The following is a 13775-nucleotide window of genomic DNA, read 5'->3' on the forward strand; positions in this document are numbered from 1 at the left end:
TTTGTGGGGTAAGGCCCCCAGCTAGACGACTGGGTTGATAGGCCGGAAATGTAAGCCCGGTAACGGGTTCAGTTGACCGGTACTAATAGGCCGAGGACTTGACTACCAAGCTGCTACGCGTCCACTGTGCAACTCTGAACAAGCGAACACCCCTAACGTGTGTGTGTTTGACATGTTCATAGAGTTACGGCGGTCATGGCGGAGGGGAAACGCCCGGCAACATTCCGAACCCGGAAGCTAAGCCCTCCAGCGCCGATGGTACTGCACTCGGGAGGGTGTGGGAGAGTAGGACACCGCCGGACAATCTTCCAGTCAGGGCCACCCTTCGGGGTGGCCCTGACTGCGTTTGTGGCGTGCTTCGGTGAATCGCCCCGGGCACGCGGCCGCGTCTCGTACGGTCGGTGCGGGAACCGCCCGCGCCTGCCCCGTCAGGCCGGCGGAAAACGTGACGTGCTGTAAGCGTCGTCCACGGTCGGGGCGGCCCGGCCGGGGTACCTGCTGATGGTTCGGCCGGAACTGACCGCCAGGCGCTGGCGGAGGCAGGAGTGGTCATGAAGATCGGAATCGTCGGGTCGGGGCACATCGGCGGCACCCTCACGCGTCGGCTGCAGGCGCTGGGCCACGACGTCACGGTGACGAACTCGCGCGGGCCGCAGAGCCTCACCGACCTGGCCACGGAGACCGGTGCCACGGCCGGCACCCTGGAGGAGGCCGTCCAGGGCGCTGAACTGGTCGTCGTCGCCATCCCCCTCAAGGCGGTCCCGGACCTGCCGCCGGCGCTCTTCGACGGCAAGCTGGTCGTCGACGCGGACAACTACTATCCCGAGCGGGACGGCGACATCCCCGAGCTGCTCGACCGCAGCCTCAGCTCCAGCCGCTGGACGGCGGACCACCTCAAGGGCGCCCGGGTGGTGAAGGCCTTCAACAACATCCAGGCCGCGTACCTCATGGACAGTGGGAAGCCGGCGGGCACACCGGACCGGATCGGGCTGCCGGTGGCCGGGGACGACGCCGAGGCCAAGCGGGTGGTCATGGAGCTCGTGGACGAGTTGGGCTTCGACCCGGTGGATGCCGGCACGCTGGACGAGAGCTGGCGGCAGCAGCCCGGAGCCCCCGTCTACGGCACCGACCGCGGTGCCGACGGCGTACGGCAGGGGTTGGCCGAGGCGCGGCCCTGAGCGGGCGTACGACAGCGAGAAGCCCCGCCGGCGACGTTGGCCGGCGGGGCTTTTCCGTGCGTGCGCGCGACGGGTGTCAGGCGGGCGGCTTGGCGCAGATGAAGCGCGGCTCGGGGTCGTAGCGCCAGCTGAACTTCTCCCGCTTCACCACCTTGCCGTCCTTCTTGATGACCCGGAAGGCGTCCTGGGCGAAGCCGACGCTGCCCGTGGCGGAGATGCAGTCCGGCCCGGGATCGAGGTAGACGGTCTTCGGCTGGGTGATGTTCCGGCGCGGCCCGTACTCCGTCTTGACGCTGTCGTAGATCTTGGTGCTCCACATCGACACGGTGATCGTGCTCGACGTGTAGGACGTGTCGATGAGGACGCCGTACGGGGTGTTGTTGCGGAACTTGAAGTCCAGCTGCGGCCAGTAGATGGTCGACTCGATCACCGCGGGGTAGCGGCTGAAGTAGAACGAGTGCGGCTTGTGCTCGACGTCCTCCAGCCCGGCGTAGTAGCTCGCGTTGAAGAGCGTGGTGGTGAACTGCGAGACACCGCCGCCGACGCCCGGCACCAGCTTGCCGCCCACGATGGTCGGCGCGTCCTTGTAGCCCTGGTCGTAGCCGCGCTCGCCGGTGTGGCCGTTGAGGGAGAAGGTCTCGCCCGGCCGCACGATGGCGCCGTCGACGTCCTTGGCGGCCTGGACGATGTTCTGGCTGCGCGGCGAGGACAGGCCGCCGGGGAACCGGGTGGTGAAGGTGGAGACCCGCTCCTTGATGCCCAGCTCGGCGAGCTTGGCCTCGGTCAGCTCGGGCTCGGCCGGCTTCAGCGCGGCGGTCACCGTGCGGCCGTCGGTCCTGGGCAGCACGGCGAGCAGGTCCCGGCCGAGCGCCGCGGCGTCGACCTGCCGCCCGGCCCGGCCCGGCACCACCTTCGGCTTGCCGCCGCTGATGGTCAGCCCGGCGTCCTTCGGCGCGACCTCCAGCTTCGCCAGCCCGTCGCCGAGCGCGGCCCGCAGCCGCTTGACGTCCACCCGGGGGGTCAGCCTGCCCGCGTCGTCGGCGGAGAAGCGCAGGCCCCGGGCGATGGCGGCCGGCGGGATGGTGACCTTGCCACCGTCGGTGGTGAGGGTGACGGGCGCCGCGACGGCCGGCCGCGCCAGCTCGGCGATGAGCCGGTCGACGTCCTCGCGGCTGCTGGCCGGCCACTTCTCGACCAGCGGCACGGTCACCGGCCCGCCGGCCAGCCAGCCCGCCTTCACGGCCTGGACCGCGCCGTCCGTGTCGACCGTCAGCGCCGGCTTCGGGTAGACCGGCTTCGGTGTGGTGCCGGTGAAGATGATGGCCGGCATGGTCATCTCGCGGCCCTGGTCGCCCATCGCGGTGCGGAGCGCGGCCGCCAGGCGGGTGCCGTCGACGGTCACCACCGGTTCGACCGTGCGGGAGCCGACGAGGCGGCTCACCGGGTGCGCCTCGGCCTCGGCCGCCGCTGCCACGGTGGCGTCCACGTCGATCGCGAGCCCGATGTCGCCCGGCTTCAGCTCGGCGCGCTTCTCGCCGACGGTGACGGGGATCGGGGCGTTCAGCGCCGCCGCCCGTCGCGCCAGCTCGTCGTGGAGCGCCCGGGCCGCCTCGGCCCGGCTCCGCCCGCCCAGCTCGGCCCCGAGGACCGTCGTGCCCCGGGGCACGTCGCCGGCGTACGCGTAGGCGCCGAGGCCGGTGCCGGCGGCCAGCACGGCGGCCACGATCCCGCCGGCGAGCAGCAGCCGCCCGCGCCGGAACCGCCCCGGCGTCGCGGGCCCGCGCGCCGGGGGTGCGGCGACCGGGTCCGGCTCGACGTCCGGCCAGCTCACCGCCGTCACCTTCACGGTGGGCCGGTCGTCGGCGGAAGGCACTTTTTCGCCGTACAGCGTCACAGCAACCTCGATCGGAAGTACCACGTGGGGACCGCTTCCCCCACGGGAGACACCTACGGTAACCAACGCTCGAGCCAGCCGGGAGTCTCCGCCCCGGCGGCCGTCCGGGCCGCGCGTCCGCCGCCGCCGGGTGTCGCGGGCATCACCCCTGGCCGGCCCCCACTCCGGTCCGGATCGTGGGACGGTGGCCCGGTGCGGACGGATGAGCGGACCCTGGCGTACGGCGGTGGCTGGCTGGACCGGGCGGGGGCGCAGCGGGCCGACCCGGCGTGGGTCGCCGCGCGGCTGAGCGACCCGGAGAGCGAGCTGCTGGCCCTGTGGCGGGACCGTTGCCTGGTCACGGCCGACCGGTCGCCCGTGCGCCGCGCGGCGGCCGAGGCGGCCGGGCTGCGCGCCGCCGCCGACGAGACGGTGTTCCTCGGGCTGGACGCCGGCCGGGCGGTGTTCGCCGTGGACGTGTCCGGCCGAAGCGAGGCGGAGGCGTGCGAGCTGGCCGGCGCGGCCGAGGCGGTGGACGTACGGGCCCTCGTGGGTGGGCTGGGGGCGGCCGAGGCGGCCGCCCAGGCGTACGCCAAGGGGTTGCTGCACTGGCACCGGGGCCAGCGGTTCTGCGGCGGCTGCGGGGCGGTGACGGTGGCCCGGGACGGCGGCCACACCCGGTCCTGCACCGGCGCCGGTTGCGGCCGGCTGCTCTTCCCCCGGATCGAGCCGGCGGTCATCGTGCTGGTCGAGGCGCCCGGTGAGCCGGAGCGCTGCCTGCTGGCCCGGCACCGGGGCGCGGGAGAGGACTCCTGGTCGACCCTGGCCGGCTTCGTGGAGATCGGCGAGAGCCTGGAGGACGCGGTGCGTCGGGAGCTGGCCGAGGAGGCGGGGGTGGCCGTGGTCGACGTGACCTACCAGGGGTCGCAGGCGTGGCCGTTCCCCGCCGGCCTGATGGTGGGTTTCCGGGCCACCGCCGTATCCGAGGAGGTCCGGGTCGACGGGGTGGAGTTGCTGGAAGCGCGCTGGTTCACCCGGGCGGACCTGCGGGAGCGGATCGCGGCAGGCCGGCCGCTCGGTCGGGTGGACTCGATCGATCATCGGCTGCTGCACGACTGGCTGGCGGCGGGTTGAACACCATCACCAACGCGGTCCCCGCGGCGGTGGCCAGAGCGCACCACATGATGCCCTGGAACGTCCGGGACGCGACCGTCATGGTCAGCACGGCCAGGACACCCGCGCCCACCCAGAGCGGCGCGGAGGGCCAGCGGGCGCCCGCCGCGATCTTCGCGTTGACGGCCGCGAAGACCAGCGCGTAGAGCGCGCCGGTCGCGGCGAAGAACGGGGCGTACTCGCCCAGGGACGCGTAGTCCTCGCCGCCGACCAGCCGGAACGCGAACCCGCCGGCCAGGGCCGAGGCGGCGACGAGTACAGCCCCGCAGGCGGCGACGATCGCGAGCACGACGGTACGGACCCGGTTGTCCCCCACAGCGAGTCGGGGCAGCGCCAGCACCACGATCACCTGGGGCGCCCAGAGCGCACCCTTGGTCAGCACCGTTCCGACCGCGTACGCCCCGGAGTCGGCCGGCGACAGCAGTTGGCGGGCGAAGATCAGATCGGCGTACGACACCGCGAGCATCGCCAGTGCGGCCGCACCGGCGCTCGTCACCTGCCGGATCCGCATGGTGGCGACCACGGCGTCGTCCCCGGCGACCGCCGGTCGGGTGGGCCGGGCGACCCAGGCCAGCACGGGCAGTACGAGGTACGCGGTCAGCATGCCGGTCACGAGGGTGGCCACGACGTCGGCGCCGAGGACGAGTGCGACGATCATGCCGCCGTACCGCCCGACCGCGACCACCCCCATCGCCCAGGCGAGGCGTAGGAAGCGCTGCTCACCCTGCAACTCGCCGAGCCATCGGCCGGCGAGGACGACCGCGACGGTGGTGCCGGCGACCAGCGCCACGACCGCCGGCGACAGCCGCAGGGCGGTCATCACCAGCGGCGCGGCCACCACGACGGCGCCACCGGCGGCGGCCGTGGTGACGAGGGCGACGCGGCGGGCCGGCGCGCCGGGGTGACGGGCCCGGTGCACGGCGATCGCCATCTGTAGTCCCACGCCGGCGACGCCGGCTATCGCGACGAGGGCCAGCACCGTGGCCAGCACGCTCAACTCCTCGATCGCCAGGTACCGGGCACCGAGCATGGGAAGCAGGTAGGCGAGCCCGTTGGTCGCCATCGCGGCGCCCGCCACGGCCGCGCCGGCCGCCCCGAGGCGGCCCGCGCCGGGCCCCGCCGTGGTCTCTGTCATCACGCCTCATGTCGGTTTCGCCGAAGGAAGTCGGTTTCGCCGGGGGAACAGGTTCGCCCCGAACCTCGCGTCGTCGTCGCGGGTCGCTTGTCGACGTCGTCAGGCAAGCTACCGGGCGCGCTTCCTTTGTGCCTAGAGTGCTGTCCGGAGCCCCGGGTGCGACGTCGGGCCCGCTTCCCGTCGAGGCCTATTGGGGGTCCGTGTGCGTCGACCGTCACCGGGGTTCGGTCCGGCGGTGCTGCGGGCCGCCGCCGCGCTCCGTCGGTGGTGGCCGGAGACGGCGCTCGGCGTCGGCGTGGTCGTCGCGATCCTCGGTCCGGTGCTGCGCCGTGGCTACGTCCTCCGGTACGACCTGGTGTTCGTGCCGGACCCGCCGTTCGGCGCGGTGGTCTGGGGCAGCGGCTCGGAGTTGCCACGGGCCGTGCCCAGCGAACTGGTCGCGGTCGGGCTGTCGCAGATCATCCCCGCCGATCTGGCACAGAAGGCGCTCCTCGCCGGCTGCCTCGCCCTGGCCGCGTTGGGCGCCGCCCGGTTGGCGCCCGTCGGCCACCCGCTGGCGAGAGTCGCGGCCGGGCTCGCGTACGTCTGGAACCCCTGGGTGTACGGGCGGCTGCACCTCGGGCAGTGGGCGGTGGTCGCGGGGTACGCCGCATTGCCCTGGGCGTACGCCTGGGTGCTGGGGGTGCTCCGGCCGCCGCCCGAGGGCACCGGCCCGGGGCGGCGTTCCGCGGTGGCGGGAGGGCTCACGGTGGTGCTGGGCGGCCCGGCGATGGTGTTGGCGGCGGTGTTCGCCTGTGCCCCGGCGTTGGCCCTGGCGCGTCGGTGGCGGGCACTGGTCGCGGGCGCGGCGACGCTGGCCGGCCTGACCGCTCCGTGGTGGCTGGCGCTGGCGAGCCGTGGTGGCGCGGTCGATCTCGACGAGCGGGGGGTCGCCGCCTTCGCGGTTCGCGCGGACACGCCACTCGGCGTGCTCGGCAGCGTCGCCACCCTCGGTGGCATCTGGAGCCGGCACGCCGTACCGGTCGGCCGGGACCAGTGGCCGGTCGCCCTGCTCGCGCTGGTGCTGGCCGGGGCGGCCCTCTGGGGGTACGTGTCAACCCGTCGCCGGTGGCCGTCGGCGGCCTGGTGGGGCCTGCTCGCCGGTGCGGTACTGGGTGCCCTGGTCGCCGTGGCGCCGGCGTGGTCGGTGGGCGCGCAGTGGATGGTCGCGCTGGTCGAGCACGCGCCCCTGGCCGGCGCGGTCCGGGACGGCACCCGGCTGCTCGCTCCGCTGGCGTTGGTGCAGGCGGTGGGGCTCGGAATGCTGGTGGAGTCGCTCAGGACGGCGGGCGGCCGGGCGTTGGCCCCGCTGGTCATGGTCGCCCCGGTGTTGCTCCTGCCCGGTCTGGCGTGGGGTCTCAACGGGCAGCTCGACACGGTGCGGTACCCCGCGGAGTGGTCGGCGGTGCGCGCCGAGGTGAACCGGGATCCGGCCGGGGGCAGCCTGGTGTCGCTGCCGTGGTCCTCGTTCCGGGCCTACCGGTGGGCGGGGGATGTGCCCGTGCTTGATCCGGCCTCGCGGGCGTTCCGTCGGCCGGTGGTCGGAGACCAGGACGTGCTGGTCGGTCGGGACCGGATCCGTGGGGAGAGCCGCGAGGCCGATCGGGTGGCGGCGGTGCTGGCGGCACCTGGCGATCCGGGACCGGCCCTGCGTCGGCTCGGAGTGCGCTATGTGCTCGTGCAGACCGACCAACCCGACGGCGCGCAGGTGGCGGGCCGTTTCGTGGACGCCGAGCTGGTGCGGCGGGACGGTGCACTGACACTGTTGCGTCTGCCGGATTCCGATTCATCCGACTCGTCCGAGCGTATCGGCATAGTGCCCCTCTTGGGGTTTTCGGTACTGGGGGCCACCCTGTTGGTCGCCCTTTTGCACCGGGTCAAGCGAGAGTGACGCATGTTACTCTTCGGTACCTTTCTTCGAAGGGATATTGATGAAGGCATCCTTCAATCCCCTCCTGACCGCGGTCGTCGCCGCGGCGGTGGGTGCCGTGCTGGGAATCCTGGCCGTCTCGATCGGGACGTCCACGATCAGCAACAGCAACAACAAGCCTGCGAGCGTGGAGCAGCCCATCATCGTGTACGGCGAGCGCTGACGGTGCCGCGTGGAGGTCCTCCCTCCTGACGTCTCGTCAGATGTGGTCGTACTCGACGTCGTGGTGCCCGCGTACAACGAGGCACTCCGGCTGCCGGACACCCTGATCCTGCTCCGCGCGGCGCTGGCCGAACTCGGTGTGCCCTGCCGGGTCACCGTGGTGGACAACGCCAGCAACGACGGAACCGGTGAGGTGGTGGCGAGCGCGCCGCCAGGCCCCGTTCCGGTCCGCCTGCTCTGGTGCGGCGAACCGGGCAAGGGCTTCGCGGTGCGTACCGGCGTGCTGGCCAGCGACGCGCGTTACGTCGGCTTCTGCGACGCGGACCTGGCCACCGCGCCGGCCGCTCTCGGGCAGGTGCTCGCGTTCCTGGCCGACGGCGCCGACGCGGTGGTCGGGTCGCGGGCCCACCCCGAGTCGGTCGTCGAGGAACGGCACAGCGTGCTGCGACGCTGGGGCGCGGTGGCGTTCCGCGGCGCGGTCCGGCAGGTGGTGCGCGGTGTGAGTGAGACGCAGTGCGGGTTCAAGTTCTTCCGCAGCGACGTCGCACGGCGGGTCTTCGCGCCACTTCGGTGCGGTGGGTTCGCGTTCGACGTCGAAGTGCTGGGCCGCGCCGAGCGGGCGGGCGCCCGGCTGGTGGAGATCCCGGTCAGCTGGGTGGACGTGCCCGGCTCCCGCTTCTCACCGGTCCGGCACGGCTGGCAGAGCTTCGTGGACGTCGCGAAGATCCAATGGCGGTTGCGTGGCGCCGACGTCGCCCCGGCGACGCCGGTGCCCGTCGCCACCCTTCCGGTCACCCCGGACGTCACCGGTGGCACCGCCGCTGTTGGAATGCGGCCGTGAGTGCTGGAACACCCCGTACCGCCGCGGCGCTCACCACCGACGCCACGGTGGTGGGCCGCCGGATCGCGGTGCTCAACTGGAAGGACCCCTGGCATCCCGACGCCGGGGGCGCCGAGGTCTACGCCTGGCAGGTCGCCCGCGACCTGGTGACCGCCGGCGCGGAGGTCACCTTCGTCACCGCGCGCCCCGAGGGTCAGCCCGGGGACGAGATCTCCGAGGGCATCCGGATCGTCCGCGTCGGCGGCCGATGGAGCATCTACCCCCGGGTGCTGGGCTGGTTGGCGCGCCGCCGCCGCCAGTTCGACGCGGTGGTGGACTGCCAGAACGGCATCCCCTTCTTCAGCCCGGTGGTCCTGCCGGCGGACGTGCCGGTGGTCTGCGTGATCCACCACGTGCACGACCGCCAGTTCCGGCTGTACTTCGGTCCGCTCGTGGGTCGCTTCGGGGCGTGGCTGGAGGGGCCGGTCGCCCGACGGGTCTACCGCCGTGCGGTGACCCTTGCGGTCTCCCCGTCGACGGCCGTGGCCGTACGGGATCGGCTGCGCTGGACGGGCCCGGTGGTCGTGGCGCCCAACGGCGCGGACGCGTCACCGCCGGCAGCCGCGGGGACGGCCCGCGACAGCCGGCCCCGTGTCGTCTGTGTCGGCCGGGTGACCCGGCACAAGCGGGTGGACCTGGTGCTCGACGCCGTGGACCGGCTCCGGGCGGAACGGCCCGACCTGCGTCTGGACATCGTCGGTGGTGGGCCGGACGTCGCGACCGTCCGCCGGCTGGTCGACGAGCGTGGGCTGAACGAGGTGGTCACGGTCCACGGGCACCTGCCCGCCACCGAGCGGGACGCCCTGCTGGCCGCCGCCTGGTTGCACGTCTCCGGCTCGTGGGGTGAAGGCTGGGGCCTCGTCGTGGTGGAAGCCGCCGCCGCCGGGCTGCCCACCGTCGCGTTCGACGTGGACGGGCTCCGCGACGCCGTCCGACCCGGTCGCACCGGATGGCTGGTCGACGAGGGTCAGGACCCGGCACAGAGCCTGGCCGCCGGTCTCGACCGCGCGTTGGACTCCCTGGCGGTGCCCGGGGAGGCGGACCGGATGGCCGTGGAGTGCCGACGGTGGAGCGGCTCGTTCCGCTGGACCGACACCGGCCGCCGGGTGCGTGCGGTCCTCGGGGACCTGCTCACCCCGCGTGCGGTGCCCTGGGCGGCCGGGAACGCGTCGGTCCTGGTGCGGACCGACCAGCCGGAGAGCCTCCTGGCCCGGGTGGCCCCGCTCCTGCCACACACCCGACACGTCGCGGTCGACGAGCAGGGCCTGCTGATCCTCGTGCCGGCCGCCGATCCGGACGCCGTCCGGCAGGTGCTGCTCAGTGCGGGGGTCGGAGGCGACGACATCAGCGAGCGGGACGCCGGAGCGGACGAACTGCTCACCGGCATTCCGGTACGGCAGTGCTGACCGCCTGGTCGACCGCTCGTCGCACCCCCGGAATACCGAGCGCCACGGTGTCCCTGGCGGTGTGGCGCCTGCGTGAGCTGCTGGTCTGCCTCGCGCTGATCGGTCTCTGCGTCACCCAGGAGCCCGGGCTCGTCGTGCCCGACACGAAGCTGGACATGGCCCTGGACCCGGGCGGATTCCTCGCTCGCGCGACCCATCTGTGGACCGGGGACTGGCAGTTCGGCACCCTCCAGAACCAGGCGGTCGGCTACTTCTTCCCGATGGGTCCGTTCTTCCTGCTCGGTGAGGCGGTGGGGCTGCCGGCCTGGCTCGTCCAGCGGCTCTGGATGGCGGCCCTGCTCTGTGTGGCCCTCACCGGTGTGGTGCGCCTGGCCCGCGCCCTCGACCTGGGCGGTCCGGGATCGCGGCTGGTCGCCGGCGCGGTCTTCGCGCTCTCCCCCCGGGCCCTGTCCCTGGTCGGCACGGTCTCGTTGGAGCTGCTGCCGTACTGCGTGGCACCGTGGGTCCTGCTGCCCCTGGTCAAGGGAGCCGCGGGTGGCTCCCGGCGGCGCGCGGCCGCGCTCAGCGGGCTCGCGGTGGTCTGCATGGGCGGAGCGAACGGTGCGGCCGTCGCGTGCGCCGTGCTGCCGGCGTTCCTCTACGTGGTGACCCGTGCGCCCGGCCGGCGACGGATCCGCCTGCTGGCCTGGTGGACGGTGGCGATGGTCGCGGCCACCTTCTGGTGGCTGGTGCCGTTGCTGCTCCTGCAACGCTACGGGTTCCCGTTCCTGCCGTACACCGAGAGCGCGGCGGTCACGACCGGCGTGACGTCGCTCCCGTCGGCCGTGCGCGGCAGCACCCACTGGGTGGGTTACCTGGCCGTCGACGGGGTGCCGTGGTGGCGCGCGGGCTGGGCGCTGGTCACGACGCCGTGGATGATCGTGCTCACCGGCCTGATCGCCTGCGTCGGCCTGGCCGGGCTCGCCCGTCGGGACCTGCCGGAACGGCGGTTCCTGCTCGTCGGCGCCCTGGTGGGGCTGCTGGCCCTGACCGCGGGAAACCTGTCGACCGGGGGCGCCGCGTTCGCGTCGACGGTGCGTGAGGTTCTCGACGGCCCGCTCGCCGCGCTCCGCAACCTGCACAAGTTCGACGTCGTACTCCGACTGCCGCTGGCTCTGGCCGCCGCGCACATGCTGGACACCGTCGGCCGGATCGCCCTCATCCGCCGGTTCACCCGCCCTACGAACATGGCGCCCCGGCGGGTGGCGTTGGGCGTCAGCGCCGCCGCGCTTCTCGCGGTGACCAGCGGTGCCGGGACCGCGGGACTCGCGGCGGGCGGCGGCTTCGCGGCGCTGCCCGAGCACTGGAGGCAGGCGACCGGATGGCTCGACCGGCACGCCGGCGAGGGCACCACGCTGCTGGTCCCCGGTTCCAACTTCGCCGAGTACAACTGGGGGCGTCCGCTGGACGAGCCGGTGCAGCCCCTGCTGGACTCGCCGTGGGCGGTGCGGTCGCTGGTGCCGGCCGGGTCGGCGGGAAACGCCCGGCTGCTCTCCGCGATCGACGAGCGACTCGCCTCCGGCACCGCCTCACCCGGACTGGCCGACGTGCTCGGTCGGCTCGGCGTGCGGTACCTGCTCGTCCGTAACGATCTCCGCCAGCCGGTCGGCGGCATCGCCTGGCCGGTTCTCGTGCACCGCACGCTGGACAGCGCTTCCGGGTTGTTCCGGGTCGCCGCGTTCGGTCCGACCGTCGGGGCGAAGCCCGATCTCGGCGGGGCGTGGGACTACGGGCTGCACGAGCCGTATCCGGCGGTGGAGATCTACGAGGTGAACCGGCCGACGCCTCGAGCCACGCTTGCCGACGCGGCGCAGCCGCTCACGCTGGTCGGCGCACCGGAGACGTTGCTGGATCTCAGTGACGCCGGTGTGCTGGGCGATCGGCCGGTGATCCTCGACGGCGATCCCCCGGCGGTCACCGACGGGGGCACCGTGCTCACCGACAGCCTCCGCGACCGGGAGGTCGATTTCGGTACCGTCCGTGGCAACACCTCGCGGACCCTGACCGCCGACGACCCAACCCAGCTGGCGCGCCTGGAACACGACGTCCTCGACCCGGCCTGGACGTCGTCGATCACCTCGTCGGCGTACGCCGGGGTGGCCGACATCCGGGCGTCCTCCAGCGCGGCGGACGTCACCGGGCCGGCCGGGCTGCGCGACCCGTCGGCCACACCGTTCGCGGCCGTCGATGGCGACACCGGCACCTCCTGGCTGTCGGACGGGGCTCGCAAACCCGTGGGCCAGTGGGTCGAGGTCCGGTTCGCCAAGGAGATCGAGGCCGACTCGGTGGAGTTGCAGGTGGTCGACGACGAGGTGATCGGCGCGCCGGTCACCTCGGTGCGGGTGAGCACCGCGGGTGGTTCGTACGTGCACCTCGTGGTCGGCGCGGGCCGGTCGGCGATGCGGCTGCCGCTGCCCCGGGGCCGGAGCGGTTGGTTGCGGGTGAGCATCGACGGGGTCGCGGGCGCGGACGTTCCGGGGCGCCGCGCGGGAATCCGGGAGCTGCGTGTCGCGGGGGTGAACCCCGAGCGCTACCTGCAACTGCCGGCGGTGCCCGACGCTGCCGCCCCCGAGGTCGTCGCGCTCGCCCGCAAGGCCGTGGACCGGCCGGCCTGCGCCGTCGCCGGTGACCACTACCTGTGCGCTCCCGACCTCATCCGTCAGGGTGAGGAGACGGGGTTGGTGCCCCGACGCTTCGACCTGCCGGCAGCCGTCACCCCCCGGCTCACGGGCCTGGCCCGCGCCACGCCCGGCACCGCGCTCGCGATGTACGACGAGCTGGTGGGCGGCCCGACCTTCACCACGTCGAGTTCGTGGTTCGCCGACCCGGTCGCCTCGTCGAGGTCGCTCGGGGACGGGGACGACGGCACGGCGTGGTGGGCGGACCCGGGCGACCCGCAGCCCACCGTGAAGGTGCGCTGGGCCAAGGTGCGGAAGGTGAGCTGGGTACGGCTGCGGTTCGCGGAAAGCCTCGTCGCGGCGCCGCCCAGGACGGTCCGGATCACCGGCGACGACGGTATCCGGGAGGTGTCGGTCGACCTGGACGGCGTCGCCCGTTTCCCGGCGCTGCGCACCCGTGGCCTCACCGTGGCCGTGACCTCGACGGTATCGAGGGTCAGCCGGTCGACTGCGCTGTTCGAGCCGCAGCCGCTTCCGGTCGGCCTCAGCGGTGTGGATGTGCAGGGCGTGCCCGAGGTGAACCAGCCCCACGACCTCGGCCGTGAGGTGACGCTGCCGTGCGGCGCGGGGCCCACGATCGTGATCAACGGGGCGAAGGTGCCGACGACGGCCTCCGGCACCCTGCGCGACCTGCGCGACCTGCGGCCCCTGCGCTACCGGGCGTGCCTTCCCGACAAGTCCTCCGCCCGGGCCGGGGCCGCCCCGAAGGCGAACACGGACCAGGTCGCGCTGCGGGCCGGCCCCAACGAGATCTCCGCCCCCGCGGACCGGTTCGTCGTGGACAGCGTGATCCTCAGCGGTACGCCGGCGGCACGACCCACCGTCGCCGCGTCGCCCCGCCGGGCCGTGACGGTGCTCCACTGGGACGACCAGCGCCGGTCGGTCGAGGTCGGGGCGGGCGGCGACAGCTACCTGGTGGTCCCGGAGAACGCCAACTCCGGCTGGGGGGCCACGCTCGATGGGCGGGAGCTGATTCCGGCGCGCCTGGACGGCTGGAAGCAGGCGTGGTTCGTGCCGGCCGGTGTGGCCGGTCACGTGGAACTGGTCTTCACACCGGGAGAGCGGTACACCGTCGTCCTGCTCGTCGCCGGGGGCCTGTTGGTGCTGCTGGTCGTCGCGGCCCTGATTCCCGCGCGTCGCCATCGACCGGCGTACCCCGTGGTGCCGACCTCGATGCCGACCGCGCCGCTGCTCGCGGTGGTTGTGCCGGCGCTGCTCGGGGGACTGGTCGGGCTCGGCTGCGCCGTCGTGGTCGTGGCGCTGCACCGGCGCCGGACGCCCG

The 13775-nt window shown here is 73.6% G+C and carries 8 protein-coding genes, 2 rRNA genes and 1 pseudogene; 9 read left to right on the plus strand and 2 right to left on the minus strand.

Translation table 11 applies throughout. The features are described from left to right. From GA0070214_RS21060 to GA0070214_RS21070, 3 genes are all read left to right on the plus strand, one after another. Positions 1–106 (plus strand): 23S ribosomal RNA (locus GA0070214_RS21060); the annotation flags it as partial. 79 nt (positions 107–185) lie between these two features. After that, a 5S ribosomal RNA gene (gene rrf, locus GA0070214_RS21065) occupies positions 186–302 on the plus strand. Between the two features lie 249 nt (positions 303–551). Next, complete coding sequence (locus tag GA0070214_RS21070) at positions 552–1178, plus strand: NADPH-dependent F420 reductase (RefSeq protein WP_091266701.1); 627 nt, start codon at positions 552–554, stop codon at positions 1176–1178. 76 nt (positions 1179–1254) lie between these two features. On the opposite strand, the gene GA0070214_RS21075 is transcribed toward GA0070214_RS21070, so the two are convergent. After that, on the minus strand, positions 1255–3072 hold the full coding sequence (locus GA0070214_RS21075; protein ID WP_091266704.1) for a VanW family protein: 1818 nt from the start codon (positions 3070–3072) through the stop codon (positions 1255–1257). A gap of 192 nt (positions 3073–3264) precedes the next feature. Between GA0070214_RS21075 and nudC the strand changes: the two genes are divergently transcribed. Next, positions 3265–4185, plus strand: coding sequence for an NAD(+) diphosphatase (gene nudC / locus GA0070214_RS21080; RefSeq protein WP_091266707.1), 921 nt, complete (start codon positions 3265–3267; stop codon positions 4183–4185). Here the strand turns inward: nudC and GA0070214_RS21085 are convergent. Next, a complete protein-coding gene (locus GA0070214_RS21085) occupies positions 4082–5359 on the minus strand; it encodes a polysaccharide biosynthesis protein (protein WP_091266710.1) in 1278 nt (425 codons plus the stop codon). The two genes, nudC and GA0070214_RS21085, sit on opposite strands and share 104 nt — an antisense overlap. A gap of 235 nt (positions 5360–5594) precedes the next feature. Here GA0070214_RS21085 and GA0070214_RS21095 point away from each other — a divergent pair, with 235 nt between their 5' ends. The 5 genes and pseudogenes from GA0070214_RS21095 to GA0070214_RS21110 all read left to right on the plus strand — a co-directional run. Continuing rightward, positions 5595–7289 (plus strand): MmpA family trehalose lipid delivery protein, encoded by a 1695-nt coding sequence (locus GA0070214_RS21095; RefSeq protein WP_139141884.1) that lies wholly within the window; start codon positions 5595–5597, stop codon positions 7287–7289. A gap of 40 nt (positions 7290–7329) precedes the next feature. Next, complete coding sequence (locus GA0070214_RS31925) at positions 7330–7491, plus strand: hypothetical protein (protein ID WP_167364311.1); 162 nt, start codon at positions 7330–7332, stop codon at positions 7489–7491. Between the two features lie 9 nt (positions 7492–7500). Beyond that, entirely contained in the window at positions 7501–8331 is an 831-nt protein-coding gene (locus GA0070214_RS21100) for a glycosyltransferase (protein WP_208602852.1), read from the plus strand. Beyond that, complete coding sequence (locus GA0070214_RS21105; protein WP_208602853.1) at positions 8328–9776, plus strand: glycosyltransferase family 4 protein; 1449 nt, start codon at positions 8328–8330, stop codon at positions 9774–9776. Before GA0070214_RS21100 ends, GA0070214_RS21105 begins: the two co-directional genes overlap by 4 nt. A gap of 59 nt (positions 9777–9835) precedes the next feature. Beyond that, positions 9836–12991 (plus strand): annotated as a pseudogene (locus GA0070214_RS21110) (alpha-(1->3)-arabinofuranosyltransferase domain-containing protein); the annotation flags it as partial. Positions 12992–13775 lie beyond the last annotated feature (784 nt).

Source organism: Micromonospora chaiyaphumensis (genome assembly GCF_900091435.1).
GTDB classification, from domain to species: Bacteria; Actinomycetota; Actinomycetes; order Mycobacteriales; family Micromonosporaceae; genus Micromonospora; species Micromonospora chaiyaphumensis.

Coding starts and splice junctions, on each gene's coding strand:
- GA0070214_RS21070 (WP_091266701.1), top strand. CDS start 552: ATGAAGATCGGAATCGTCGGGTCGGGGCACATCGGCGGCACCCTCACG.
- GA0070214_RS21085 (WP_091266710.1), bottom strand. CDS start 5,359: ATGACAGAGACCACGGCGGGGCCCGGCGCGGGCCGCCTCGGGGCGGCC.
- GA0070214_RS31925 (WP_167364311.1), top strand. CDS start 7,330: ATGAAGGCATCCTTCAATCCCCTCCTGACCGCGGTCGTCGCCGCGGCG.